This is a genomic window from Oryzisolibacter sp. LB2S (genome assembly GCF_040732315.1).
In the GTDB taxonomy this organism is placed as follows: domain Bacteria; phylum Pseudomonadota; class Gammaproteobacteria; order Burkholderiales; family Burkholderiaceae_C; genus Alicycliphilus; species Alicycliphilus soli.
Map to the genome: position 1 here is coordinate 1,050,539 of NZ_CP160388.1, position 25,854 is coordinate 1,076,392.

The 25,854-nt window shown below is 68.0% G+C and carries 24 protein-coding genes; 2 read left to right on the plus strand and 22 right to left on the minus strand.

From position 1 onward, the window contains the following. Positions 1-6: 6 nt before the first annotated feature. From trpA to ABUE11_RS05055, 14 genes are all read right to left on the minus strand, one after another. Positions 7-816 carry a tryptophan synthase subunit alpha gene (gene trpA, locus ABUE11_RS04990; RefSeq protein ID WP_367067945.1) on the minus strand — a complete coding sequence of 270 codons (810 nt, stop codon included), beginning with the start codon at positions 814-816 and terminating at the stop codon, positions 7-9. Further along, the gene (trpB, locus tag ABUE11_RS04995) at positions 813-2,081 is read right to left on the minus strand and encodes a tryptophan synthase subunit beta (RefSeq protein WP_367067946.1); all 1,269 of its coding nucleotides are present in this window, start codon (positions 2,079-2,081) and stop codon (positions 813-815) included. The genes trpA and trpB overlap by 4 nt, the downstream gene beginning before the upstream one ends. Further along, the gene (locus ABUE11_RS05000) at positions 2,074-2,820 is read right to left on the minus strand and encodes a phosphoribosylanthranilate isomerase (protein ID WP_367067947.1); all 747 of its coding nucleotides are present in this window, start codon (positions 2,818-2,820) and stop codon (positions 2,074-2,076) included. Before ABUE11_RS05000 ends, trpB begins: the two co-directional genes overlap by 8 nt. Further along, a complete protein-coding gene (truA, locus tag ABUE11_RS05005; RefSeq protein WP_367067948.1) occupies positions 2,817-3,641 on the minus strand; it encodes a tRNA pseudouridine(38-40) synthase TruA in 825 nt (274 codons plus the stop codon). Before truA ends, ABUE11_RS05000 begins: the two co-directional genes overlap by 4 nt. A 61-nt stretch (positions 3,642-3,702) precedes the next feature. Continuing rightward, the gene (locus ABUE11_RS05010) at positions 3,703-6,372 is read right to left on the minus strand and encodes a FimV/HubP family polar landmark protein (protein ID WP_367067949.1); all 2,670 of its coding nucleotides are present in this window, start codon (positions 6,370-6,372) and stop codon (positions 3,703-3,705) included. Between the two features lie 272 nt (positions 6,373-6,644). Further along, positions 6,645-7,757, minus strand: a complete 1,113-nt coding sequence (gene asd / locus ABUE11_RS05015) for an aspartate-semialdehyde dehydrogenase (protein ID WP_367067950.1) — start codon at positions 7,755-7,757, stop codon at positions 6,645-6,647. A gap of 269 nt (positions 7,758-8,026) precedes the next feature. Then, positions 8,027-9,097 (minus strand): 3-isopropylmalate dehydrogenase, encoded by a 1,071-nt coding sequence (gene leuB, locus ABUE11_RS05020; protein ID WP_367067951.1) that lies wholly within the window; start codon positions 9,095-9,097, stop codon positions 8,027-8,029. 191 nt (positions 9,098-9,288) lie between these two features. Beyond that, entirely contained in the window at positions 9,289-9,948 is a 660-nt protein-coding gene (gene leuD, locus ABUE11_RS05025; protein WP_367067952.1) for a 3-isopropylmalate dehydratase small subunit, read from the minus strand. Positions 9,949-9,970: 22 nt separating this feature from the next. Then, complete coding sequence (locus tag ABUE11_RS05030) at positions 9,971-10,096, minus strand: entericidin A/B family lipoprotein (RefSeq protein WP_367067953.1); 126 nt, start codon at positions 10,094-10,096, stop codon at positions 9,971-9,973. Positions 10,097-10,118: 22 nt separating this feature from the next. Beyond that, the gene (gene leuC, locus ABUE11_RS05035) at positions 10,119-11,540 is read right to left on the minus strand and encodes a 3-isopropylmalate dehydratase large subunit (RefSeq protein ID WP_367067954.1); all 1,422 of its coding nucleotides are present in this window, start codon (positions 11,538-11,540) and stop codon (positions 10,119-10,121) included. Positions 11,541-11,569: 29 nt separating this feature from the next. Then, on the minus strand, positions 11,570-12,511 hold the full coding sequence (locus tag ABUE11_RS05040; protein ID WP_367067955.1) for a LysR family transcriptional regulator: 942 nt from the start codon (positions 12,509-12,511) through the stop codon (positions 11,570-11,572). Between the two features lie 178 nt (positions 12,512-12,689). Continuing rightward, complete coding sequence (locus ABUE11_RS05045) at positions 12,690-14,057, minus strand: MBL fold metallo-hydrolase (protein ID WP_367067956.1); 1,368 nt, start codon at positions 14,055-14,057, stop codon at positions 12,690-12,692. Positions 14,058-14,100: 43 nt separating this feature from the next. Beyond that, positions 14,101-14,871 (minus strand): class II aldolase/adducin family protein, encoded by a 771-nt coding sequence (locus tag ABUE11_RS05050; RefSeq protein WP_367067957.1) that lies wholly within the window; start codon positions 14,869-14,871, stop codon positions 14,101-14,103. Continuing rightward, positions 14,853-15,734 carry a TauD/TfdA family dioxygenase gene (locus tag ABUE11_RS05055; protein WP_367067958.1) on the minus strand — a complete coding sequence of 294 codons (882 nt, stop codon included), beginning with the start codon at positions 15,732-15,734 and terminating at the stop codon, positions 14,853-14,855. Before ABUE11_RS05055 ends, ABUE11_RS05050 begins: the two co-directional genes overlap by 19 nt. Before the next feature lie 227 nt (positions 15,735-15,961). Between ABUE11_RS05055 and ABUE11_RS05060 the strand changes: the two genes are divergently transcribed. Next, complete coding sequence (locus tag ABUE11_RS05060) at positions 15,962-16,630, plus strand: TetR/AcrR family transcriptional regulator (RefSeq protein WP_367067959.1); 669 nt, start codon at positions 15,962-15,964, stop codon at positions 16,628-16,630. Positions 16,631-16,640: 10 nt separating this feature from the next. Here ABUE11_RS05060 and ABUE11_RS05065 read toward each other — a convergent pair whose 3' ends face one another. The 7 genes from ABUE11_RS05065 to ABUE11_RS05095 form a co-directional block, all read right to left on the minus strand. Further along, entirely contained in the window at positions 16,641-17,786 is a 1,146-nt protein-coding gene (locus tag ABUE11_RS05065; protein ID WP_367067960.1) for a cytochrome P450, read from the minus strand. Between the two features lie 25 nt (positions 17,787-17,811). Next, a complete protein-coding gene (gene ubiD / locus ABUE11_RS05070) occupies positions 17,812-19,296 on the minus strand; it encodes a 4-hydroxy-3-polyprenylbenzoate decarboxylase (protein WP_367067961.1) in 1,485 nt (494 codons plus the stop codon). Positions 19,297-19,351: 55 nt separating this feature from the next. Beyond that, positions 19,352-19,939 (minus strand): UbiX family flavin prenyltransferase, encoded by a 588-nt coding sequence (locus ABUE11_RS05075; protein WP_367067962.1) that lies wholly within the window; start codon positions 19,937-19,939, stop codon positions 19,352-19,354. Next, positions 19,936-20,340: a putative zinc-binding protein gene (locus ABUE11_RS05080; RefSeq protein WP_367067963.1), complete on the minus strand. Its 405-nt coding sequence runs from the start codon at positions 20,338-20,340 to the stop codon at positions 19,936-19,938. The genes ABUE11_RS05075 and ABUE11_RS05080 overlap by 4 nt, the downstream gene beginning before the upstream one ends. Beyond that, positions 20,337-20,855: an SCP2 sterol-binding domain-containing protein gene (locus ABUE11_RS05085; RefSeq protein WP_367067964.1), complete on the minus strand. Its 519-nt coding sequence runs from the start codon at positions 20,853-20,855 to the stop codon at positions 20,337-20,339. The genes ABUE11_RS05080 and ABUE11_RS05085 overlap by 4 nt, the downstream gene beginning before the upstream one ends. Before the next feature lie 20 nt (positions 20,856-20,875). After that, complete coding sequence (locus ABUE11_RS05090) at positions 20,876-21,775, minus strand: U32 family peptidase (RefSeq protein WP_367068747.1); 900 nt, start codon at positions 21,773-21,775, stop codon at positions 20,876-20,878. 172 nt (positions 21,776-21,947) lie between these two features. Further along, on the minus strand, positions 21,948-22,973 hold the full coding sequence (locus ABUE11_RS05095) for a peptidase U32 family protein (RefSeq protein ID WP_367068748.1): 1,026 nt from the start codon (positions 22,971-22,973) through the stop codon (positions 21,948-21,950). 301 nt (positions 22,974-23,274) lie between these two features. On the opposite strand from ABUE11_RS05095, the gene ABUE11_RS05100 reads away from it, so the two are divergent. Continuing rightward, positions 23,275-24,645 (plus strand): tryptophanase, encoded by a 1,371-nt coding sequence (locus ABUE11_RS05100; RefSeq protein WP_367067965.1) that lies wholly within the window; start codon positions 23,275-23,277, stop codon positions 24,643-24,645. Between the two features lie 54 nt (positions 24,646-24,699). Here ABUE11_RS05100 and dnaJ read toward each other — a convergent pair whose 3' ends face one another. Then, on the minus strand, positions 24,700-25,833 hold the full coding sequence (gene dnaJ / locus ABUE11_RS05105) for a molecular chaperone DnaJ (protein ID WP_367067966.1): 1,134 nt from the start codon (positions 25,831-25,833) through the stop codon (positions 24,700-24,702). Positions 25,834-25,854: the final 21 nt, after the last annotated feature.

Here is a 25,854-nt window from a genome sequence, read left to right on the forward strand (position 1 = left end):
GCTCGATTATGAATCCAGGGCCTTGCGCACCTGGCGCAGGAAGTCCACGGTGATGGCGACCACCTTCTCGTGGGGCTGGTCCTCGATGAGGCCGATGATGCGGCTGCCTATGACCACGGCATCGGCCACGCGGCCTATGGCCTGGGCCGTGGCCGCGTCGCGGATGCCGAAGCCCACGCCCACGGGGATCTTCACATGCTCGCGGATGCGCGGCAGCATGGCCTCGACGGCGGCGGTGTCCAGGGCCCCGGAGCCGGTCACGCCCTTGAGCGAGACGTAGTACACATAGCCGCTCGCGACTCGCGCCACCTGCTGCATGCGCTCGGGCGTGGAGGTGGGGGCGAGCAGAAAGATCAGGTCCATGCCATGCGCGCGCAGGTCGGCGGCGAACTGCGTGCATTCCTCGGGCGGGTAGTCCACGATGAGCACGCCATCGACGCCGGCGGCCGCCGCATCGCGCGCGAACGCACCCTGGCCGTGGCGCTGCTCGTAGCGCTCCACGGGGTTGGCGTAGCCCATGAGCACCACGGGTGTGGTTTGGTTGCGCTGGCGAAAGACGCGCACCATGTCCAGCACCTGGGTCATGCCAATGCCGAGCGACAGGGCCTTCTCGCCCGCCTTCTGGATCACCGGGCCGTCGGCCATGGGGTCGGAGAAGGGCACGCCGAGCTCGATGATGTCTGCGCCGGCCTCGACCATGCCGTGCATCAGCGCGGGCGTGATGTCGGCGAACGGAAAGCCCGCCGTCACATAGGGGATCAGCGCCTTGCGGCCCTTGGCCTGCAGCTCGGCGAAGGTGTTCTGGATGCGGCTCATGCGGCGGGCCCTCCCTTGACGGTGTGGCCGCGCATGCTGGGTCGGTCGTAGAAGTCCACGCCCGAGAGGTCGGCGACCGTGCCTATGTCCTTGTCGCCGCGGCCGGACAGGTTCACGAGTATGGATTGATCCGGACGCATGGTCTTGGCGAGTTTCATCGCGTAGGCCACGGCGTGGCTGGATTCGAGCGCGGGGATGATGCCCTCCGTGCGGCACAGGTAGTGAAAGGCGGCCAGCGCCTCGGCGTCGGTGATGCCCACGTATTCGGCGCGGCCGATCTGCTGCAGCCAGGCATGCTCGGGTCCCACGCCGGGGTAGTCCAGGCCGGCGCTGATGCTGTGCGTCTCGGTGATCTGGCCGTTCTCGTCCTGCAATATGTAGGTGCGGTTGCCGTGCAGCACCCCGCTCGAGCCGCGCTGCAGGCTGGCCGAATGGCGGCCAGAGTCCAGGCCCTCGCCCGCGGCCTCGACGCCGATCAGGCGCGTGGCCTCAAACGGGATATAGGGGTAGAAGATGCCCATGGCGTTGCTGCCGCCGCCCACGCAGGCCACCACGGCGTCGGGCTGCTCGGCGGCCAGTTTCTGTTCGGCCAGCATGGCGGGCATCTGCGTGAGGCATTCCTCGCCGATCACGCTCTGGAAGTCGCGCACCATCATCGGATAGGGGTGGGGGCCGGCCACGGTGCCGATGATGTAGAAGGTGTTGTCCACATTCGCCACCCAGTCGCGCATGGCCTCGTTGAGCGCGTCCTTGAGCGTCCTGCTGCCCGACTCCACGGGCACCACGGTCGCGCCCAGCAGCTTCATGCGGTAGACGTTGGGGCTCTGGCGCTTGACGTCCTCGGCGCCCATGTAGACCACGCATTCCAGGCCGTAGCGTGCGCAGATGGTCGCCGTGGCCACGCCATGCTGGCCGGCGCCGGTCTCGGCAATGATGCGCGGCTTGCCCATGCGCTTGGCGAGCATGGCCTGGCCGATGACGTTGTTGATCTTGTGTGCGCCCGTGTGGTTGAGGTCCTCTCGCTTCAAGAAAATCTGCGCGCCACCCATCTCGCGGCTGGTGCGCGCGGCGTGGTAGACGGGCGAGGGCCGGCCGACGAAATGTGCGAGCTCGTGGCGGAATTCGGCGAGGAACTCCGGGTCGTGCTGGTAGCGCGCGTAGGCCGCGCGCAGTTCCTCGATGGCGTGCGTCAGCGTCTCGCTGACGAAGCTGCCGCCATAGGGGCCGAAATGGCCGGAGGGGTCGGGTTGGTGGTATTCAAACATGGTGTTCCTGGGCAGCTTGCTCGTCGGCCGCCCGCACGGCGGCGACGAAGCGCTTGATCTTGTCGGCGTCCTTGATGCCCCGCAGCGGCTTGCCGTCGGGGCCGTCAAGCTCCACGCCGGAGCTGACATCAACCGCCAGCGAGAGGCCTCGCGGGCGCACCTGCAGGATGCCATCGGTCACGTTTGCAGGCGTGAGTCCACCACTTAAAACGAGGTGAGAGGCGACGCTTGTTGGAAGGAGTGACCAATTGAAAGCCTTGCCGCCACCGCCATAGCCATCGACATGGGCGTCGAGCAATATGGCGCGGGCGCGGGAATGAACACGCGCATATTCTACGAGGTCGAACTGCGGGCCCTCGTCGCCCAGCGGAATCCGCGCCGCGCGCAGGTAGGGAATGCGGCCCTGGTCGCTCGCGGCCCAGCAGTCCTCGGGCGATTCATCACCATGAAATTGCACGATAGCGCCCGGTACGCAAGCGCAAGAAGCTATCACATCAGTAGCACTTGCATTAACGAACAGCAGCACCGGCGTGACGAAGGGCGGCAGGCGCCGGGCCAGCTCTGCGGCGCGTTCGGGCGTCACCGCGCGTGGGCTCTTGGCATAGAGCACAAAGCCCACGGCGTCCGCGCCCGCGGCCACGGCCGCGTCCACGTCCTGCTCGCGCGTCAGGCCACAGATCTTGATGCGCGTGCGGGTGGGGCAGGGGGTGGGGGCTTTGGCTGGGGCAGGGCGGCTCATGGCAGCCAATCATACGCAGCCGTGCGCGTGGGCAGACCCCACTCCGGTGCGTAGACCGGCCCCAGAAAATACAGGCCGTCGGGCGAGAACGTGGGCGCGGCCGCGTCGCGCGAGCGTGCGTCGCGCACCTCGCGCATCCACGCGGGTGGGTGCAGCCCCTGGCCTATGGCGACCAGGCAGCCCATGATGTTGCGAATCATGTGGTGCAGAAACGCATTGCCCTCGAACTCGAAGCGCCAGTAGGCGGGCGCGCAGCCATGGTTGCCGGCCGACTCACCCGCGGGCGGGCCGCGGCGCGTGATGGAGATGCGGTGCAGCGTCTTGATGGGCGACTTGGCCTGGCAGGCGCTGGCGCGAAACGAGCTGAAGTCGTGCTCGCCCAGCAGGTGCTGCACGGCGGCAGTCATGGCGCCCTCGTCGAGCTCATGGAACACCCAGCCCACGCGCCTTGCATCCACGCTGGGACGCACGGGCGATTGCAGCAGCACATAGGCGTAGCGCCGCGCCACGGCGCAGGCACGCGAGTGAAACGCGTCGGGCACGCTCTGCGCCCATTGCACGGCGATGTCGGGCGGCAGAAAGGTGTTGGTGCCGCGCACCCAGGAAAACGGTGCGCGCTGCAGCTCGGTGTCGAAGTGCACGACCTGCATCAGGCCATGCACGCCGGCATCGGTGCGGCCGGCGCAGATGGTGGACACCTTGTGAGTGGCAAAGCGGCCCAAGGCCGCTTCGAGATGATCCTGCACGGTGTTGCCGCCGGGCTGGCTTTGCCAGCCGCTGTAGGCCTGGCCGTTGTAGCTGACGCCCAGCGCAACCCTCATTGACGGACTCCCGCTGCGGCGGTGGCGCGACGCACGCCCCGCCCGGCCCAATGCATGCTCATCAGCTCAGCTCGGTCAGCAGGCGCTGGGCGCGGGCCTTGAGATCGCCCGAGGCCTCGGCGATCACTTCCTCCACCAGCGTGCGCGCGCCTTCGCTGTCGCCAATGGTGTTGAACTCCTCGGCCAGGGCGAGCTTGGTCGCAAGCGGATCGTCGGGCAGCGCGGTGTCCGCGTCCTTGGACGCCGCGGTGTCGCCACTGGCGGGAAGGTTCAGGTCCAGCGACAGGTCGCCGAGATCGAACTCCAGGGGCGCCGGTGCCGAATCCCTGACGGCGTGCTCTGCGTCGGCTGTCGTGGCAGGGATATCCAGTGCTGCGGTGACTTCGTCCGCGATGTCCAGCGGCGAGGGCTCGGTCGCAAGGGCCGTGATCTCCGTGGGGGCAATGCCTTGTGGCGCGGTGGCTTGTTCCTCGGCATGGGGCTGGGGCAACTCCAGATCCAGGTCAAGGTCGCTCAGATCCAGCGCAGGCATGGGGTCTTCATCCCGGCTCGCCTTGCTCTCGGGGGGCAGCGGATCCGGTTGCTGGCTGGCGGCAGCCGCCATCGCGAAGGCGCTGGGTGCCGGTGCCGGGGCCGGCGGCGCCTCGTGCAGGTCCAGATCCAGATCGAGATCGAGGTCCAGTGCCGGGAGCACAGAGTCCGTACCGCCGGCGGACGAGGCGGCAGCGGGCGTATCCACCGCCGTGGCGGGTTGGGCGGCTCCCGGGCTGCTTGCCGTCGTCAGCGCCGCATGACCTGCCGACTGGTAGAGGGCGTTTTCCGGGTCCAGCGTACGGCCAAGGTCGGCGACGCGGCTCCAGTCCGGTCCCTGGCCACCGGTCTGTGCCAACAGGTCGCCGGCAATGGCCTCGAGGGCCTTGCGATCCTGGCGCCGGGCGTAGATCTCCGCGAGCTTGACGGGGATCTGTGTGCGCTCGGGATGCTGGCGCATGGCTTCCTTGAGGATCTCCTCGGCCTGCAAGTCGCGGCCATAGGCCAGATAGACCTCGGCCTCGGCCACGGGATCGACGTCTCCGCCTGCATCGAGCTGGCTCGGAGAGTAGGCCATGGACGATGCGCCCATGGTCAGGCTGCTGTCGGCCGTGTCCACACGCTGACCGCCGCTGGCGCCAAAGAAGGAGTCCTGGTGATCCTTGCTGTCGCCGAAGGCACTGGTGGGCGCCGCCTGCAGGCGGCGATTGCGTACCGCGCGATAGCCTCCAAGGCCCAGCAGGGCCAGTAGCAGGGCGGCTACACCTCCCAGGCGCAAGGGATCCTCGGTGAGCGAATCCAGAATGCCGGGCTCCTCGACGGGCGCGGCAGGCGCTGCGGGCTGGCGCGGCGCTGCGGCAGCGGGCGCAGGGGCAGGAGCCGGGGCTGACTCTTCGGCCGTTGCGGCCGTTGCGGCTGTGGCGGCAGCGGCCTCGGCGGACGGAGTCGTGGCCTCGCTGCCAGCAGCTGCCGTGCTCTCTGGCGCCTGTGGCAGCCCTTCGGGCGCCGTCACGGCAATGCCGGGGCCGCCGGCGTTTGCTGCTGCGGGCGCGGCGGCATTTTCCGAGGCGCCGCTGAGCTGGTTGAGTTCGGCGATGTTCTTGGACAGTTCGGCCAGACGGGCCGTGTTCTGATCGCTCTGCTTGGCCTGGGCCAGTTGCTCGTCTGCACTGCGCGCCTGAATGCCGCCCTTGGACAGGGTCAGCTTGTCGGGGCTGGTCACTGCAGGCTTGGCCTCGTCGACCTGGGTTTGCACGGTGCCCGCGGCCGAGCGCTCTGCGGCGGCCACCTGGGCCGTGGGAGCGGACGCGGCCAGGCGGCGGCGGAATTCGTTGAAGTCACGGCTTTGCGCCGCAACGATCTGGCGTGCCTGTGCGGCCGGGGTGGCTTGCGCGTCGGATTCGCTGGGTATCTGCAGGACCGTACCGGCACGCAGGCGGTTGACATTGCCACCGACGAAAGCCTTGGGATTGACCTGCGCCATGGCCACCAGCATCTGCTCGAGCGAAACGCTTGCAGGCCGGTGGGCGTTGGCAATGCGGCCCGCCGTGTCCCCCGGGCGTACCGTGACCGATTCGGTCTCGGCCGCTGGGCTGTCTGCCGCCGCGGGCGGGCTGGGCGCACGCGCCACGCGTGGAGCGGGGCGCGTTGGGGCGGCCGCAGCGGGAGCGCTGGCCGAAGGTGAGGGAGATGCACTCGCCTGCGGCGCCGCTGCGCGTCGCGTTGCCGGCGCCGCCTCGGCGCGGGGCGCCGTGAGCTGCGGGGCCACGGTCACCGCCGGCGGAGCACGATGCTGCGTGGGCGGGTCGAACAGCATGGTGTAGCTGCGCACGATATGCCCTGCGCCCCAGGTGGCGTCGAGCACCAGGTCCACAAAGGGCTCGTTGATGGGCCGGGTACTGCTCAGCCGCAGCACGACGGAGCCGTCGGCACGGCGCTGCACCTGCACGTGCACGTTGCCCACCACGGGCGAATACTCCATGCCCTGACTGCGGAACACGTCGGCATTGGCGGTGGTCACACGCAGCGACTCGGCCTCTGCGGCCGTGATCTGCGGCAATTCGATCTCTGCGCGCAGTGGCTCGCCCAGTGCCGACTGCACATTCACCCGTCCCAGCGCCAGGGCATTGGCGTCGACGCTGAACAGGCCAGCGGACAAAGCGGCCGCGGTGGCCAGTACAGAAAATTTCAAGCGATGCATGTGTGCGACGTGTGAATGTGAGGGCGCTGGCAAATAGGGTTGCACTCCTTGCCTCATGGCGCGGGCAGCCCCAAAGCGTGAAAATATGTAAAAAGCACCATAACATCATTGCATAGCACTGACAAGCTGGTGCCTCACGCCTCTATTTTCTACCTCATTGGAAGGAGCTCAAAATGCCCCTCCATGTTGGTAAGCGGCAACGGACTGCCGGCGAACCATGAACACGTCGCCGGAAATGGGTAGCGCCAGCGGCCTGGCGCCACCCGGTGCGATCAAGCGTCCAGCAGGATGCGCAGCATGCGGCGCAGCGGCTCGGCCGCGCCCCACAGCAGCTGGTCGCCGATCACGAAGGCCGAGACATACTCGGGGCCCATGTTGAGCTTGCGCACGCGGCCCACGCCCACCTGCAGACCACCCGTGATGGAGGCGGGGGTGAGTTCCTTCACCGTGAGGGCCTTGTCGTTGGCGACGAACTTCACCCAGGGGTTGCCGCCCTGGATCAGGGATTCGATCTCTGCCAGCGGCAAATCGCGCTTGAGCTTGAGCGTCAGCGCCAGCGAGTGGCAGCGCATGGCGCCGATGCGCACGCACAGGCCATCGACGGGGATGGTGGCTGCCGTGCCCAGAATCTTGTTGACCTCGGCCTGGCCCTTCCATTCCTCCTTGGACTGGCCGTTGTCGAGCTGCGAGTCGATCCAGGGGATCAGGCCGCCGGCCAGAGGGGCGCCGAAGAACTCGGTGGGCACGTCCTGGCGGATGGTCTGGGCTACCTTGCGGTCGATCTCGAGGATGGCCGATGCCGGCGTGGCCAGCTCCTGCGCCACGGCGCCATGGATCACGCCCATGCCCTTGAGCAGCTCGCGCATGTGGTTGGCGCCGCCGCCCGAGGCCGCCTGGTAGGTCATGGAGCTGACCCATTCCACCAGATCGGCCTTGAACAGGCCGGCCAGACCCATGAGCAGGATGGAGTTGGTGCAGTTGCCGCCGATCCAGTTCCTGCCGCCCGCGGCGAGCCTGGAGCGGATCAGACCGTCGTTGACCGGGTCGAGCACGATGACGGCGTCACCCTCCATGCGCAGCGCGCTGGCGGCGTCGATCCAGTGGCCCTTCCAGCCCGCGGCGCGGATTTTGGGGAAGACTTCCTTGGTGTAGTCGCCGCCCTGGCAGGTGATGATGATGTCGCACTTGGCGAGCTCGGCGATGTCGTTCGCGTCCTTGAGCTGGGTGTGCGCCTTGGCCATCGCCGGGGCCTTGCCGCCGGCGTTCGAGGTGGAGAAGAACACCGGCTCGATGAGGTCGAAATCGCCCTCGGCCTGCATGCGGTCCATCAACACCGAGCCGACCATGCCGCGCCAGCCGACCAGACCTACCAATTGCTTGCTCATATCAAACGCCCTTTCAAGTTAAAAAACAGTGCACAAGACCTGTGGCTGCTTTTCTCGCCCCCGGCTCGTCTGGGCCAGGGAGGGCGCACGACGATACCGGAGCTGGTTCAGCCCTTAATGATCGTCGTGGTTTTGATGGTGAATGCGCGCGCGGCCGGCGCTGCCGGGGTGGCAGGCCTGTGCGTCATGGGGAACGGGCGGGCGGCAAACATGGGGAAACATTGTAGAGGATGCGGCGTGAGGCGCCGCATCCATTGGTTAACGCAGCCTTAGCGAAGCGCGTTGACGACAGCGTCACCCATCTGCACCGTGCCGACGCGGGTCGTGCCCTCGCTGTAGATGTCGGGCGTGCGCAGGCCCTGGGCCAGCACCTTCTTGACGGCGGCCTCGATGCGGTCGGCGGCTTCGCCTTGGCCGAGCGAGAAGCGCAGCATCATCGCGGCGCTGAGGATGGTGGCCAGCGGGTTGGCCACGCCCTTGCCGGCGATGTCGGGGGCGCTGCCGTGGCTGGGCTCGTACAGGCCCTGCTTTTTGTCGTTGAGCGATGCCGAGGGCAGCATGCCGATGGAGCCGGTGAGCATGGATGCTTCGTCCGAGAGGATGTCGCCGAACATGTTGCCGGTGACGATCACGTCGAAGGCCTTGGGCGCCTTGACGAGCTGCATGGCGGCGTTGTCCACGTACATGTGGTCGAGCTGCACGTCGGGGTAGTCCTTGTGCACCTCGGTGACCACGTCCTTCCAGAGCTGGAAGGTCTCCAGCACGTTGGCCTTGTCCACGCTGGTGACCTTCTTGTTGCGCTTCCTCGCGGCATCGAAGGCCACGCGGGCGATGCGCTCGATCTCGGGGCGCGAGTAGCGCATGGTGTCGAAGGCCTCTTCGGCACCGGGGAAATGGCCATCGGTGGCGACGCGGCGCCCGCGCGGCTGGCCGAAGTAGATGTCGCCCGTGAGCTCGCGGATGATGAGGATATCCAGGCCCGCGACCAGCTCGGGCTTGAGGCTGGACGCATGGGTGAGCTGCTCGTAGCAGATGGCCGGGCGGAAGTTGGCGAACAGGCCGAGCGCCTTGCGCAGGCCCAGGATGGCCTGCTCGGGGCGCAGCGGGCGGTCGAGCTTGTCGTACTTCCAGTCGCCCACGGCGCCGAACAGGATGGCGTCGGCCTCCTTGGCCAACTTCAGGGTCGATTCGGGCAGCGGGTGGCCTGCGGCCTCGTAGGCGGCGCCGCCGACGGGGGCGGTTTCCAGCTCGACCTTCAGATCCAGGGCCTTGAGGACCTTGACGGCCTCGGCGACGATTTCGGTGCCAATGCCGTCACCGGGGAGAACTGCGATTTTCATGGTTGCGATACTCAAAGTTGATAGCTGTTTGCGCTTGATGGGCGGGTGCTACAGGCCAGTTTGCTGAAGAAATAGCGACTTGCGGCGCCGGGCGCAACCCAGGCCAGGGACGCCGTGGAGCTGGCTTTGCCAGGCCACCGGCGTCGTCCCCCTTCCCGCGAAGCGAGAGAAGGGGGAAGCCGCGCAGCGGCTCAGGGGGTTGCAGGCAAGGTATGGGCCAGCCAGGGCTTGGTCGCCAGGCGCTCGGCCTCGAAGGCGGCGATCTTGTCCTTGTGGCGCAGGGTCAGGCCGATGTCGTCGAAGCCGCCGAGCAGGCAGTACTTGCGAAACGGCAGCACGTCGAAGGCGATCTCCTCGCCCTGGGGGCGAATCACGACCTGACGCTCGAGGTCGATCTTGAGCTCGTAGCCGGGGAAGGCCGCGACCTCATCGAACAGCCGGGCCACCGTGGCCTCGGGCAGGACTATGGGCAGCAGGCCGTTCTTGAAGCAGTTGTTGAAGAAGATGTCGGCAAAGCTCGGCGCGATGACGGCGCGAAAGCCGTACTGCTGCAGCGCCCAGGGCGCGTGCTCTCGGCTCGAGCCGCAGCCGAAGTTCTTGCGCGCGAGCAGGATGGAGGCGCCCTTGTACCGCGGCTGGTTCAGCACGAAGTCGGGGTTGGGCTTGCGCTGCTCCTCGGGCACGCCGGGCTGGCCGGGCTGGTCCAGGTAGCGCCATTCGTCGAATAGGTTCGGGCCGAAGCCGGTCTTCTTGATGGATTTCAAGAACTGCTTGGGGATGATGGCGTCGGTGTCGACGTTCTCGCGGTCCATGGGGGCGACCAGGCCCTGGTGGATGGTGAATTTCTGCATGGCGTTTGAAGCGGTGAGGTTGTCAGCGAGCGGCACGCTCTATGGCGCTGCCGGCACTTTGCACATCCTGGCCTATGCCCTTGATGGTGTTGCAGGCCCCGAGGGTCAGGGCCAGGCCGACGAGCAGGATGGAGAAGGAGGGCTTCATGGGGGGCTCGCTGCGATAGGGGTTAGACGAACTTGCGGATGTCGACGAAATGGCCGTGGATGGCGGCCGCAGCGGCCATGGCCGGGCTCACCAGATGGGTGCGCCCGCCCGCGCCCTGGCGGCCCTCGAAGTTGCGGTTGCTGGTCGACGCGCAGCGCTCGCCGGGCTCGAGGCGGTCGGCGTTCATGGCCAGGCACATGGAGCAGCCGGGCTCGCGCCACTCGAAGCCCGCGGCCTTGAAGATCTGATCCAGCCCCTCGGCCTCGGCCTGCGCCTTCACCAGGCCCGAGCCGGGCACGACCATGGCGAGCTTGATGTTCTTTGCGACCTTCTGGCCCAGCTTTTTCACCACGGCGGCGGCCTCGCGCATGTCCTCGATGCGGCTGTTGGTGCAGGAGCCGATGAACACCTTGTCCACGAAGATGTCGGCGATGGGCTTGCCAGGTTCCAGGCCCATGTAGGTCAGCGCGCGCTCGATGGCGCCGCGCTTGTTGGCGTCCTTTTCCCGGTCGGGGTCGGGCACGGCGGCGTCCACGCCCAGCACCATCTCGGGGCTGGTGCCCCAGGTGACCTGGGGCACGATGTCGGCGCCGCTCAGTTCCACCACCGCGTCCCACTGCGCGTCGGCGTCGGAGTGCAGCGTCTTCCAGTACTGCACGGCCTGGTCCCATTCCACGCCCGTGGGCGCCAGCGGCCGGCCCTTGACGTAGTGGATGGTCTTGTCGTCCACCGCCACCAGGCCCGCGCGCGCGCCGGCCTCGATGGCCATGTTGCAGACCGTCATGCGGCCTTCCATGGACAGGTCGCGGATGGCCTCGCCCGCGAACTCGATGGTGTAGCCCGTGCCGCCGGCCGTGCCTATCTTGCCGATGATGGCGAGCACGATGTCCTTGGCCGTGATGCCGGGCGCCGTCCTGCCATTGACCTTGACGAGCATGTTCTTCGCCTTCTTGGCCAGCAGGGTCTGCGTGGCCATCACATGCTCGACCTCGCTCGTACCGATGCCGTGCGCCAGCGCGCCGAAGGCGCCGTGGGTGCTGGTGTGGCTGTCGCCACAGACCACCGTCATGCCGGGCAGGGTGGCGCCGTTCTCGGGCCCGATCACGTGGACTATGCCCTGGCGCTTGCTGAGGAAGGGGAAGAACGCGGCCGCGCCCGACTCGGCAATGTTCTTGTCCAGCGTGGTGATCTGCTCGCGGCTGATCGGGTCGGCAATGCCGTCATAGCCCAGCTCCCAGCCCGTGGTGGGGGTGTTGTGGTCGGCCGTGGCGACGATGGAGCTCGTGCGCCAGACCTTGCGCCCGGCCTCGCGCAGACCCTCGAAGGCCTGCGGGCTGGTGACCTCGTGCACCAGATGGCGGTCGATGTAGAGGATGGACGTGCCGTCCTCCTCGGTGTGGACGACGTGCTCGTCGAAAATCTTGTCGTACAGGGTGCGTCCCATGGCGGTCTCGTTTCGTGGATATCGTGGGTTCAGGGAGATGGAGAAATTGTAGGAGTCAGGTGCTCGACCAGCAGGCGCGCGGTCACCGGCAGGGCGTCGAAGTCGCGCGCCACCAGGCGCAGTTCGCGCCGGGCCCAGGGTTCATCCAGGCGCACGGCGGCGAGCCGCCCCACGCCCTGCATGAGGGCAAAGGCGCGGTCGGGCAGCAGGCCTACGCCCAGGCCGTTGTCGATCATGCGGCACATGGCGTCCAGGCCCGTGACCTGTATGCGCTGGCGCAGCGGCCGGCCGGCCCGGGCCGCGGCGGCGCGCATGGCCAGGCTGATGCTGCTGCCCGCGTGCAGGCCGACGATGTCCCAGTCCAGTACCTCATCAAATTGGATAGCTTCCCGCGCAGACAGGGCGTGGCCTTGCGGCACGATGAGCATCAGATGGTCGCTGCGGTAGGGGCGGCTTTGCAGCTCGGCTGCGGCGCCATTGCCATTGCTGCTGCCAACACTGCAGATGCCGAGGTCGGCCGCGCCCTCGTGCACGGCGCTCAGCACGTCGGGCGAGAGGTGCTCCTGCAGGTCGATCTTGATCTGGCTGTGGGCGCGGGCGAACTGGCCCAGGTCCTCGGGCAGGAACTGCACGATGGCCGAGATGTTGGCGTGCATGCGCACATGGCCGCGCACGCCCTCGGCGTATTCGCTCAATTCGCCCTGCATGCGCTCAAGGCCAAACAGCACGGCGCGCGCATGGTGCAGCAGGCTCTCGCCCGCGGGGGTCAGCGTCACGCCGCGGCTGTGGCGGTAGAGGAGCTGCGTGTCCACGGCGGCCTCCAGATCGGACAGGCGCTTGCTCACGGCCGATGCGGCAATGAACTCGCGCTCGGCCGCGCGGCCAATGCTGCCCAGTTCGCAGACGGCGACGAACAGTTGCAGCGAGGTCAGGTCGATACGGCGCGCAAAACTGCGCTCTGAGCTTTTCATGGTGGGGTGGCGTCTTCTCGTTTGGAGAAGTTTTGCCTATATTGTCCCCTTGAAAGCCGGTCCATGCCATCGTTAACCACGATGGCTTGCATGCCATCATGCGGGCCATCGGAATGGCGTAACCTCAAAAAAGAGAGCTGTCAGCGCTTTATGGACGGGCGCTGGAGCCCTATTTCATTCAAATTGTCACGGTGTCGCCATGCTCGGGTACCTCGGCGTCCCAGTGCAGCCGGTGCTCTATGCGCTGGCGCAGCATGTCGGCCGCGGGCAGCTCGCCATGCACCACGTACACGCGTTGCGGTGGCGCGGGCATGGCGCGCAGCCAGTCGAGCAGCTGGTCGCCGTCGGCATGGGCCGATGCCGTGGCCAGCTGCACGACCTCGGCGCGTATCTCCACCTCGCGGCCCAGGATGCGCATGGTTTTCTCGCCATTGGCGATGCGCGCGCCGCGCGTGCCGCCGGCCTGGTGGCCGGTGAGCACGATCATGTTGCGGTGGTCGCCCGCGTGCAGCAGCAGGTGGTGCAGCACGCGCCCGCCCGTGGCCATGCCGCTGGCCGACAGGATCACGCGCGGCCCGTGCAGGCGCGCCAGGGCCTTGGACTCGTCCACGCTGTGCACGAGCGTGGTGCCGCGCGCCATGGCGCGCAGGTCGGCATGGCTCAGGCAATGCTCGCCCACATGGCGCTCGAACAGCTCGGTGGCGCTCACGGCCATGGGGCTGTCCAGGTAGACCGGCAGGCGCGCCGGCAGCTCGCCGCGCTGCTTGAGACTGGCGATGGCGTGCAGCACCGTCTGCGCGCGCCCCACGGCAAACACCGGCACCACGGCCACGCCGCCGCGCGCGGCCAGGCGCGCCAGTGGCGGGCCCAGCTCGTCGACGATGTTGCCCGGCGGGTGGCTGCGGTCGCCATAGGTGGACTCGATGAGCACCGCATCGGCCGCGGGCGGGGCGTCGGGCGCGCACATCAGCAGATCGTCGGGCCGGCCCAGGTCGCCCGAGAACAGGATGCGCCGCCCGCCCACCTCCAGCAGCACGCTGGCCGCGCCCAGGATGTGGCCCGCGCGCGAGAAGGTGGCGCGCCAGCCGGGCAGGGGCTCGAAGGCCTCGCGCATGGGCCGCACCTGGAGCAGCTCCAGGCTGTGCTGCGCATCGAGCCGCGTGTACAGCGGCAGCGCGGGCTGGTGCTTGCTCAGCTGGTGGCGGTTGAGGTAGGCGGCCTCTTCCTCCTGCAGGTGGCCGCTGTCGGGCAGCAGGATGGCGCACAGGTCGCGCGTGCCGCCGGTGCAGAACACCGGCCCGGCAAAGCCTTCGCGCGCCAGCAGCGGCAGATAGCCCGAATGATCCAGATGCGCATGGGTGAGCAGCGCCGCGTCGATGTCCTGCGGCGCCACGGGCAGCGCGCGCCAGTTGCGCTGGCGCAGGAGCTTGTAGCCCTGGAACAGCCCGCAATCGACGAGCAGGGCCTGGCCGCCATGGCGCACCAGGTACTTGGAGCCGGTGACCGTGCCGGCCCCGCCGAGGAAGGTGATCTGTACGGATGCCATCGGCGCACTATAGGCCGCATAGGGGCCGGTGGCATCCGGCCGCCTACTCCAGTACCGTGGGGTCGCGGCGGATCTCCTCGCGGCACATGGCCTCCCACAGGAAGGGAAAGCCGTTCTGGTCGGTGCGCGCGCCCGTGGCCTGCACCACCTCGGGCCCCAGCGCATGGCCGCCGCCCAGCGCCTGCACGCGCCAGGCCAGGCGGCAGCGCCATTCGAGCGTGATGGCGCGCAGATGGGCCTGGCGGATGCTCGCGCCCACCACCAGGGCGCCATGGTTGGCCAGCAGCGCCCATTTGTGCTGCCCCAGGGCGCTGGCCGCCGCCTGGCCCAGGTCGCGCTGCTCGACGGTGCCGCGGTACTCGTCGTACACCACGGGGTCGGTGTCCACCAGGGCCGAGGTCTGGTCATACACCGGCGGCACGCGGCCCGTGGCAGACCAGACCGAGCTCCACTCGGGATGGTTGTGGATCACCACGCGCACATCGTGGCGCAGCCTGTGCACGTCCAGGTGCAGGCCGATGGCGGGCGTGATGTTCCAGTCGCCCTCGATCACGCCGCCGCGCTCGTCGAGCCGCAGAATGTCCGAGGCCGTGAGCTCGCCCCAGGTCAGCTCCCAGGGGTTGGCGAGATAGCTGCCATCATCGAGGCGCAGCGTGATGTGGCCGGCGATATGGTCGTTGTAGCCCTCGCGCGAGAGCACGCGGCACAGCAGCGCGAGCTTCTGGCGCTCGCTGAGCTCGGGCAGAAGCGGCCTGCGCCCGGGCCGCGGGGCGTAGCGGGCGAGCAGCTCGTGGTTCAGATCGTCGTGGCGCATGCGGCTTCCTCCGGGTGTGTGCTGGCGCTGTTCGTGCGTTGGCGCGCAAACACCGATGCGCGATGCATGCGGCGCTGGTGCGGGGCGTAGTCCAGGATGGCGTTGTGTATGACGCTGCGGTTGTCCCAGACCACCATGTCGCCCACCGTCCAGCGGTGCTTGAACAGGTATTCCACCTGCATGCAGTGGCCGAACAGGTAGTCCAGAATGGCCCGGCTCTCGGCGGGCGCCAGGCCGTCGATGTGCGTGACATAGGTGGGGCTGAGGTACAGCGCCCGGCGACCGGTGACGGGGTGCACGCGCACCAGGGGGTGCAGATGGCGCCGGTTCTGCGCCACCACCTCCACATAGCGCTCATGCGTCACCACGCCATGCTGCAGCGCTGCCGTCATCGGGGCGTTCATGTCGTGCCAGGCGGACAGGCCGTCGAGGTATTGCTTCATGCGCGCGGACAGCGCGTCATAGGCGCTGGTCATGCTGATCCAGCAGGTGTCGCCTCCCAGGGGCGGCAGGATGCGTGCCTGCGTCATGGTGACGATGGGCGGGCTGGGCAGAAAGCTCTCGTCGTGGTGCCACATGTCGGCGCGGTCGCCGAGCTTGGAGTCGATCACGGTGATCTGCTCATGGCCCGCGCCCAGGTTGGGGTAGAAGGTGTGGACCTCGGGCTCGCCAAAATGGCGGGCAATGGCCAGGTGCTGGTCGGGCGAGAGCTCGGGCACATGCAGCACCAGCACCTCGTGCTGGACCAGCGCGGCCTCGAGCGCCTCAAGGGTCTGGGCGGACAGCATGCCCGAGAGGTCCAGCGCGAGCGCCTCGGCGCCTATGCGCGGCCCCAGGGCGCGAACGGAAATCGGTGGGGACATGGTGTTTGCTCCTTGATCTTGTGACTTGTGCGCGGCCGTGACATGGTCTGTGCCATGGCGCCGGCCCGGGCGGTGGGCCCGCTTGCCGGACCACCTGGGGACAAAGTCTAGATGTCGCAGAACGCTTGATCCACTCGCATTGATCCGTGTTAAGAATGTGTGTAAGCCATTGATATGAAAGATAAAATCTTTGTCGCGTGGCGCGTTCTGCGCGGCGCTTGCATTTCATGAAACCCACACCGCCCCCGCTGCCCAAGAACCAGCTGCCGCAACCGCGCAAGCTGCCGGTGCAGGCGCGTTCGCGGGCGCTGGTGGATGCCATTGCCGAGGCCTGCCAGCGCATCCTCGACAAGGAGGGCGAGGAGGCCCTGACGGTGAACCGGATCGCCGAGGTGTCGGGCGCCACCGTGGGGTCGATCTACCAGTACTTTCCGAACAAGGAGTCCATGATTGCCGCGGTCTTCGAGCGCGTCCTGGACCAGGAGTCGGAGCAGCTCCACCGCATGCGCGAGCAGATGCGGGATCTGCCGCTCGATGCCATCCTGCGCCAGGTCTTTGCCAACATGATTCGCGTGGAGCTGCAACTGCACCGGCTCAGCCGCGCGTTTCATGCGCGCTACCGCAGCGCCCTGCACCTGGGGCTGTGGCATGCACCCCAGGCCAACGCGCAGGAATTCATCAACACCACCTGGCTGGTGCTGCTGCAAATGCATGAGGCGCAGGTGCAGACCGAGCACCCGCAGCTGGCCGCCTATCTGCTGGGCAAGGGGATGCGCGAGGTCATTCACAACGCCGTGCAGGACATGCCCGAGCAGGTGCAGTCCGCAGAATTTCTCGACGCCCTCATGGCCATGGCCATGGCCTGCATACGGACGGGGCGCGGCCCTCGGTCTTGAGTGCCTTGGGTCAGGCGAGGGTCAGGCGCAGCGTGGCCCAGCCCGCGTCGGGCGCCACGGCGCGCGTGGGGGCGTGGCTCGTGTCGAGCGTGATGCGCGTGGTGCGCGCCAGCACCTCTTCCATCAGGATGCGCAATTCCAGCCGCGCCAGCGGCGCGCCCGGGCAGACATGGATGCCGGCGCCGTAGAGCAGGTTCAGCTCGGGGTCACGGTCGATGCGGAAGGCGTCCGCGTCGCCGAACACGCGCGGGTCGCGGTTGGCGGCGATCCAGTTGATGGAGATGCGCTCGCCCGCTGGCAGCGGGCAGCCGCCCAGCTCGGTGGCGCGCGTCGTGATGCGGCGGTTGGCGACCAGCGGGCCGTCGATGCGCAGGATCTCGTCAATGGCGAGCGCCAGCAGCGCGGGCTCGCCGCGCAGGCGCTGCTGCCAGTCGGGGTGGCTGGCGAGCCAGTGCAGCAATATGCCTATGGAGGCGGCAATCGTGCCGACCTCGCCCACGGTCCAGTTGCGCAGCACGCTGGCGAGCTCGCGCAGATCGAGCGGCCGGCCATCGACCTGGGTGTGCATGAGCTCGCAGCTCACGTCCTGCGTGGGCGGGGCGCCGCGCCGGGCCTGGCACACGCGCGCGACCAGGTCTTCGAACTCCTGCGCCACGGCGGCGGTCTGTGCGCGCTCACCCGAGCGCGTGGCCTGCTGGCTGCGGCGCAGCCATTGCAGCAGCTCGTCCTGCAAGAGCGTGGGCCAGCCTAGAAAGGCCGACTGCACGCGCACGGCAAAGGGCAGGGCGAATTCCTGCATGACCTCCAGCGCGCCGCCCAGGGCCAGCGCCTCCTGCACGGTGGCGGCGCAGAGCGCGCGGCACACGGGCTCAAAGCGCGCCATGCGCTCGGGCGCAAAAAACGGGTCGAGCGCGCGGCGGTAGGCCGTGTGCTGCGGCTGGTCGTAGCCATTGGGCACGGCCGGGTGGGCCGATACGGCGCTGCTGAACGTGGCGTGGTCAAGCAGCACCTGCATGACCTCGGCGTGGCGCAGCACCGACGTCTGGTGCGCCTGGCTGTGCGCGAGCGGGCAGCGCTCGCGCAGGGCGTCGTAGGCGGCGCGCTGGTCGCGCTGTACCTCGGCGTCCTGCGGGTTCCAGGGGGTGGGGGTGGTCATGCGGGGCTCCTTTCTTGCGCGCGCTCTACAGGCCTAAATCGTCGGCCAGCGCGTCCATGCGCGCTTGCACCTCGGCGTCCATGGCCATGGGCCGGCCCCATTCGCGCTGCGTCTCGCCGGGCCATTTGTTGGTCGCGTCCAGGCCCATCTTGCCCCCGAGGCCCGTCACGGGGGAAGCAAAGTCGAGGTAGTCGATGGGGGTGTTCTCGATGAGCATGGTGTCGCGCACCGGATCCATGCGCGTGGTCATGGCCCAGACGACTTCCTTCCAATCGCGCACGTCGATGTCCTCGTCGACGACGACGACGAACTTGGTGTAGAGAAACTGCCGCAGATGGCTCCACACGCCCATCATCACGCGCCGCGCGTGGCCGGCGTAGGCCTTTCTGATGCGCACCACGGCCATGCGATAGCTGCAGGCCTCGGGTGGCAGGTAGAAGTCGATGATCTCCGGGAAGGCGCGCTGCAGCAGCGGCACGAACAGCTCGTTCAATGCCAGGCCCAGCATGGCGGGCTCGTCGGGCGGCTTGCCGGTGTAGGTGCTGTGGTAGAGCGCGTCCTCGCGCTGGGTGATGCGTTCGACGGTGAACACCGGGAACTCGGCGCATTCGTTGTAGTAGCCCGTGTGGTCGCCATACGGCCCTTCGAGCGCGTGCTGCCAGCCGCTTTTGTGGCCGGGGTCGGGATGGATATGGCCCTCGAGCACGATCTCGGCCTGGGCCGGTACCGAGAGCGGCACGCCGAGTGCGTCGGCTACCTCGGTGCGCGCACCGCGCAGCAGGCCCGCGAACTGGTATTCGGACAAAGCGTCGGGCACGGGGGTGACCGCGCCCAGGATGGTCGCCGGGTCCGCGCCAATGGCCACGGCCACGGGGTAGGGCTGGCCGGGGTTTTTGCGGCAATGCTCGGCAAAATCGAGCGCCCCGCCGCGGTGCGAGAGCCAGCGCATGATGAGCTGGTTCTTGCCGATGACCTGCTGGCGGTAGATGCCGAGGTTTTGCCGCGGTTTGTTCGGCCCGCGCGTGATGGTCAGGCCCCAGGTGACGAGCGGCGCCACGTCGCCGGGCCAGCAATGCTGGATGGGGAGCTTGGCCAGATCGACCTCCGCGCCCTCCCACACGATCTGCTGGCAGGGCGGGCGGCGCACGACCGCGGGCGCCATGCTCCACAGGGTCTTGAGCAGATCGCGCCGGCCCCAGAGGTCCTTCATGCCGCGCGGCGGCTCGGGCTCCTTGAGCTGGGCCAGCACCTCGCCAAAGGCGCGGATTTCGGGCAAACCCGCCACGCCCAGCGCGCGCGCCACGCGGCCGGGTGTGCCGAACAGGTTGGCCAGCACCGGCATGCGGTGGCCCGTGGGGTTTTCAAACAGCAGGGCCGGGCCGCCCGCGCGCAGCACGCGGTCGGCAAGGGCCGTCATCTCCAGATGCGGCGAGACAGGGGCGGCAATGCGGCGCAGCTCGCCTGCGGCCTCGAGCTGGGCCATGAAGTTACGCAGGTCGCGGTAATGCATTCTTAAGCCAAATCGGGCTCCAGCGCTTGGTCCTCAAGCGCGGGCAGCTATCAAATCAAGAGTCCTTGGGCAGCCCCTGCCAGCGCGGCGCGAGCTCATGCTCCAGACCCAGCAGGTCGAGGGCGCGCGCCACGCTGTGGTCCACGATCTCGCCAATCGTCGTCGGGCGCAGGTAGAAGGCGGGCATGGGCGGGCAGCAGACGCCGCCGAGCTCGGTCACGGTGGCCATGTTGCGCAGGTGGACCAGGTGCAGGGGCGATTCGCGCACCATCAGCACCAGGCGGCGCCGCTCCTTGAGCACCACGTCGGCCGCGCGCGTGAGCAGGTTGTCCGCCAGGCCATGGGCAATGGCCGCGAGCGTGCGCATGGAGCAGGGCGCGACCACCATGCCGTGCGCGGCAAACGAGCCGCTGGCGATGCTCGCGCCCACGTCCTGAAGCTCGTGCACCTGGTCGGCCAGGGCCTCCACCTCGGCGCGCTCCATGTCGAGCTCGTGGCGCAGATTCAGCCAGCCGGCGTTGGAGACGACGAGGTGCGACTCCACGCCGCCGATCTCGCGCAGCGCCTGCAGCAGGCGTGCGCCGTAGACCGCGCCGCTGGCGCCCGAGATGCCGACGATGATGCGTTTGCGGCCCTGGTTCATGCCTCGCCCCCGTGCAAGGGATGGGCCGCAAGATCGGCCCGGATGTGGCCCAGCACCTCGGCCGCCTGGGCGGGGTCGAAGTCCTGGTGGTTGCGCTTCTTCACGCCGTATTTGTGCAACTGGTAGTGGCGGGTGGGCGCTACGGCGTGGCGCGCCAGGCTGTTGCTGACGCATTCAAGCGGGCAGCCGTCGAGCGCGATGATGGGCCGTCCGCTCTTGGCCAGTTTGACGAGTTTGGGAACGTCGCCGCCGACGCCGGCGATGCAGGACATCTCGGCCATGCCGCTCCTGTCCATCTGCACGGCCACATGGTTGGCCAGCTGCGCGGCGCTGGAGCAGCCGGAGCAGGAATAGACCAGCGGCAGCCGGTCCGGGTCATCGTTGCAGGGGTCGTCGTTCATGGCCGGGTCCTCGGAAGACCGGGCAGGGGCGGCAGGCGGCGCAGCAGCTGCGGGGCACGGCGCTCGAGCACGGCGCGCGGGCTCCAGTGCGCCGGGTCGAGCACGGGCAGCTCCAGCGCGTCGAGCGCGTTCTTGACTACCAGGCCGAGCTCGGTGTCGCCCTCCATGACCAGGCGGCGGTTGAAGAACAGCGTGTCCGGGTCCTGGCGGCGCTGGGCCAGCAGCAGAAAGTCCTGCGCATTGGCGCTGATGGTCAGGTCGGTGTCGGCCTGGGGACTGCAGGGCACGAAGCGCTGGCCGTTCCACGAGAAGTCGAAGCCCAGGCGCGCGTCGCGCACGCGGATCGCCAGGCGCTTGGCGCGGAGCATGTCCTTGACGTCCTGCGGCAACTGTTTGGCGAGGGCAAGGTTGATGGCCGTCACCAGCAACATGGAGCCGGGGTAGGCCGGCAGGCGCGCGAGCAGGGCGCCCACGGGGCGCGGCAGGGTGAAGGGGGCGGGTGGGGTCGCGGTCATGTGGTGCGTCTCCAGGGGGTTCAGGCGGTGGCCGGCTCGATCAGATCAAGGCCCGGCCTGCCATGCCAGTAGCCATTGCACGAGGCCTCGGGCATGAAGGCGCGCATGGCGCGCAGGGCCTCCGGGTCAGGGTGCGCGCTGCGGCGCGCGGCGTCGAAGGCGGCGACGATTCTGTCCATGTGCCGCGACTGCGGCGACAGGCGCAGCACGTCCACGCCCAGGGCGCGCAGCTGCGGCACGTCCTGGATCAGGTTGTGCACCCTCGCCGACTGGGTCTGTATGCCGTTGATGACCAGGAAGGCCTCCTTCTCGCGTGTCTGCAGCACCAGTCCGTCGGGATGCTCGATGCAGCGAAAGCCGCAGTCATCCTTGGGCAGGTTGAAGTGACGCGCGGTGAAGCAGCGCGCCGAGAACGCCAGCGGCATGCGGCCATAGGCGAAGACCTCGGTCTCCAGCCCCGCGGGCCTGTGCCGCAGGATGGCGGTCAGGTCGGTCTGCTTCATCTCCAGCGGCATGACCCAGCGCGTCGCGCCCAGGCCGGCCATCCAGGTCAGGGTGTCCGGGTTGAAGATGTTGAGCTGAGGCCCGGCGACAAAGCCGCGCTTGCCCGCGACGTTGTGCACCGCGCCCATGTCGCCCGCCTCGACGAGGAACTCCTCGTCGCGCACGATCTTGTGCATGTCGGCCACGTCGCTCGTCGATTCGAGCAGCACCATGGTGGACATCACGGCCTGCTTGCCCGCGTCCTTGAGCATGCGTGCGATGTCCAGCCAGTCGCTTCTGCGCAGCTCGTGGCGGCGCGAGCACACGGCCTCGCCGAGGTAGACGATGTCCACCGGCATCTCGGCCACGGCCTGGTAGAAGTCAAAGACGGTGTCGCGGTGCCAGTAGTACTGCAGCGGGCCCAGGGCTAGTTTCATCATGGTTGTCGGTTGTTCGTGGTGGCATGCGCCGCCCACATTGTTTCGATGGGGCGCGACCCAGGCCAGCGGACGCCGCGCAAGGGCCGCCCCGCCGCGCTGGCGTCGTCCCCCTTCCCACGCGCAGCGTGAGAGAAGGGGGAAGCCGCGCAGCGGCTCAGGGGGATGGTCGTCATTTCCAGGGGCGGTGGTAGGCGCCGAGCGTGTGTTGTTGACCCTCTGCGACCTGGTCCAGGCTGGCCATCCAGGCGGTCTTGGGCGCGTAGAGGTGGCCCTGCGCCATGCAGTGGTCTATGGCCTCGCGCCACACCTTGGTGACCTGCGCCACATAGGCGGGACTGCGTTGGCGGCCCTCGATCTTGAAGGCGCGCACGCCCATCTTCACGAGCTGCGGCAGCAGCTCCAGGGTGTTCAGGCTCGTGGGCTCCTCGAGCGCGTAGTAGTTGCTCTCCTCGCCCACGTCGAAGCGACCCTTGCACAGCGTGGGGTAGCCGGCGTTCTCGCCCGATCCGTATTTGTCGATGAGCACGCCGTTCAGGCGCGACTCCACCCCGCTCGGCGTTTCCTTCCAGCGCACGAACTTGGCCGGCGAGCACACGCCATGGGTGTTGGGCGATTCGCCCGTGGCGTAGGAGGAGAGCGCGCAGCGGCCCTCGACCATCACGCAGAGGCTGCCAAAGCCGAAGACCTCGATCTCCACGGGCGTGCGCTGCACGACCTGCTTGACCTGCTCCAGCGAGAGCACGCGCGGCAGCACGGCGCGCTGGATGTTGAACTGATGGTGGTAGAGGTTGATGGCGTCGTGGTTCGTGGCCGAGCCCTGCACCGACAGGTGCAGGCGCAGGTCCGGGTATTTGTCGCAGGCGTAGCGCATGAGCCCGGGGTCGGCCAGGATGATGGCGTCTATGCCCCAGGCGGCGGCGCGGTCCACGGCGGCGCGCCAGGGCGCGGGGTTGCTCGCCTGCGGATAGGTGTTGAGCGCGAGCAGCACCTTGCGGCCGCGGCCATGGGCGTAGGCAATGCCCGACTGGATCGCGGCCTCGTCGAAGTTCAGCCCGGCGAAGTTGCGCGCGTTGGTCGCATCGCGCAGGCCCAGGTAGACGCAGTCGGCGCCGCCGTCGATGGCGTTCTTCAGCGCCGGCAGGCTGCCCGCGGGGCAGACGAGTTCGGGGGCGGTGGTGCTGGCCGTCGTTGTGATGGGAATGGCTTGTGGGGGACTGACTGATGCGTTCACGGCGGGTTCCGGTGCGGTTCGTGCGGGTCGTTGCTCCGCAGGCCGCACACCTTAGGGCGATGCCAAAGACCACAGCCTGATTTTTGTCAAGAGAGGCGGGTTTTCCGAGGAAAAGCATCGGGAATGCGTCGGTGGCGTTTCCGGGACGGTGGGGCGCGCGGGCCGCGCGAAAAATCGCCGCTCTGTTGGAAATGACCGACACCACGGTCTTGCACGCGGCGCTACCTTCGCGCATGCATCACCACTGACAGCCAAGGTACAGACCATGCCCAAGACCCTGATTGAGCCGTTTCGCATCAAGAGCATCGAGCCCATACGCATGACCACGCGCGCCGAGCGCGAGCGCCTGCTCGAAGAGGCCAAACTCAACGTCTTCAAGCTGCGCGCCGAGGATGTGCTCATCGACTGGCTCACCGATTCCGGCACGGGCGCCATGTCCGCGCACCAATGGGCCGCCATCATGGAGGGCGACGAGAGCTATGCCGGCGCGCGCAGCTACTACCGCCTCGAGAAGGTGATACAGGACATCACCGGCATGCCGCATTTCGTGCCCACGCACCAGGGCCGCGCGGCCGAGAAGGTGCTGTTCACCGCCGTGTGCAAGAAGGGCGACCTGGTGCCCAACAACTGCCACTTCGACACCACGCGCGGCAACCTCGAATACCTGGGCGTGGAGGCCGTCGACCTCGTCATCGCCGAGGGCCTGCAGCCGGCCACCATCCACCCCTTCAAGGGCAATATCGACCTCGAGCGCGCCGAGGCGCTGCTCCAAAAAGAGGGCGCGCGCATCCCGTTCGGCATGCTCACGGTGACCAACAACACGGGCGGCGGCCAGCCCGTGTCCATGGCCAACATCCGCGCCTATGCGCAGCTGCTCAGGAAGCACGGCAAGCCCTTCATCATGGACGTGTGCCGCTTTGCCGAGAACGCCATGTTCATCAAGATGCGCGAGCCGGGCTACGAGCACACCAGCGTGCGCGACATCGCGCGCGAGATGTTCTCCTACGCCGACGGCGCGACCATGAGCGCCAAGAAGGACGGCATGGTCAACATCGGCGGCTTCATCGTGCTCAGGAGCGACGAATGGCTCGATGAGGTGCGCAACGACCTGATCATGATGGAGGGCTTCCCCACCTACGGCGGCATGGCCGGGCGCGACCTGGAGGCGCTGGCCGTGGGGCTGCAGGAGGGGCTCGACGAGGACTACCTGCGCTACCGCCTGCGCACGGCCGAATACCTGGGCGAAAAGCTCGAGGCTGCGGGCGTGGGCTTCGTCAAGCCTACCGGGGGACACGCCGTCTATATTGACGCGCGCACCGTCCTGCCCGACATGCCCGTGCAGCATTACCCGGCCTGGGCGCTGTGCAATGCGCTCTACCTGGAGGGCGGCATTCGCGGCGTGGAGATAGGCTCGGTGATGTTCGGCAAGCGCCTTGACGATGGCACGGAGACCTATCACAGCATGGAACTGGTGCGCCTGGCCTTCCCGCGCCGCATGTACACGCAGAGCCACTTCGACTACGCGGCCGAGGTGATTGCCGAGGTCCGGCAAAAGGCCGCGGGCATTCGCGGCGTGAGGATCACCAAGCAGCCCAGGTTCCTGCGCCACTTCACCTGCGAATGCGCCTGGGTGTGAGCCAAAAAAAAACGGCACGCGGGGCGTGCCGTTCCTTGGACTCCGGGCGGGGCGTCAGCTGAAGAAGCTCTTGAGCCTGTCGGTCCAGCTCTCGGTCGAGGGCGAATGCTTGGCGCCGCCCTTCTTGAGTGACTCGTCGAGCTCCTTGAGCAGCTTGCGCTGGTGCTCGGTGAGCTTGACGGGGGTCTCGACCACGATGTGGCAATAGAGATCGCCGGGGTAGCTCGCGCGCACGCCCTTGATGCCCTTGCCGCGCAGGCGGAACTGCTTGCCGGCCTGCGTGCCCTCGGGGATGTCGATGGCGGCCTTGCCGTTCAACGTGGGCACCTCGATCTCGCCGCCCAGCGCCGCGGTGCTGAAGCTCACGGGCACCTGGCAGTGCAGGTCGTCACCATCGCGCTCGAAGATGTCGTGCTTCTTGATGCGGATCTCGATGTACAGGTCGCCGGGCGGGCCGCCGTTGGTGCCGGGTTCGCCGTTGCCGGTGGAGCGGATGCGCATGCCGTCGTCGATGCCCGCGGGGATCTTCACCTCCAGCGTCTTCTGGCGCTTGATCTTGCCCTGGCCGTGGCAGCTCGTGCAGGGCTCGGGAATGATCTTGCCGCTGCCGCGGCAATGCGGGCAGGTCTGCTGCACGCTGAAGAAGCCCTGGCGCATCTGCACCGCGCCGCTGCCGCCGCAGGTGCCGCAGGTCTTGGCGCTGGTGCCGGGCTTGGCGCCGCTGCCATGGCAGGTGTCGCAGCCTTCCCAGCTCGGGATGCGGATCTGCGCGTCCTTGCCGTGGGCAGCTTCCTCGAGCGTGATGTCCATGGCGTAGGACAGGTCGTTGCCGCGATAGACCTGACGGCCTGCGCGCCCGCCACGTCCGCCGCCGAACATGTCGCCGAAGATGTCGCCAAAGGCCTCGGCAAAGCCGCCGAAGCCCTCGGCCCCGCCCATGCCGCCGCGCATGTTCGGGTCCACGCCCGCGTGGCCGTACTGGTCGTAGGCCGCGCGCTTCTGTGCGTCGGACAGGATCTCGTAGGCCTCCTTGACCTCCTTGAACTTTTCCTCGGCGGGTTTGGCGGCATCCCCCTGATTGCGGTCAGGGTGGTACTTCATGGCGAGCTTGCGGTACGCCTTCTTGATCTCGTCGTCCGAGGCGTTCTTGGGAACACCCAGGACCTCGTAAAAGTCTCGTTTGGACATGGTGGTCTGTCAGGCCGTTGA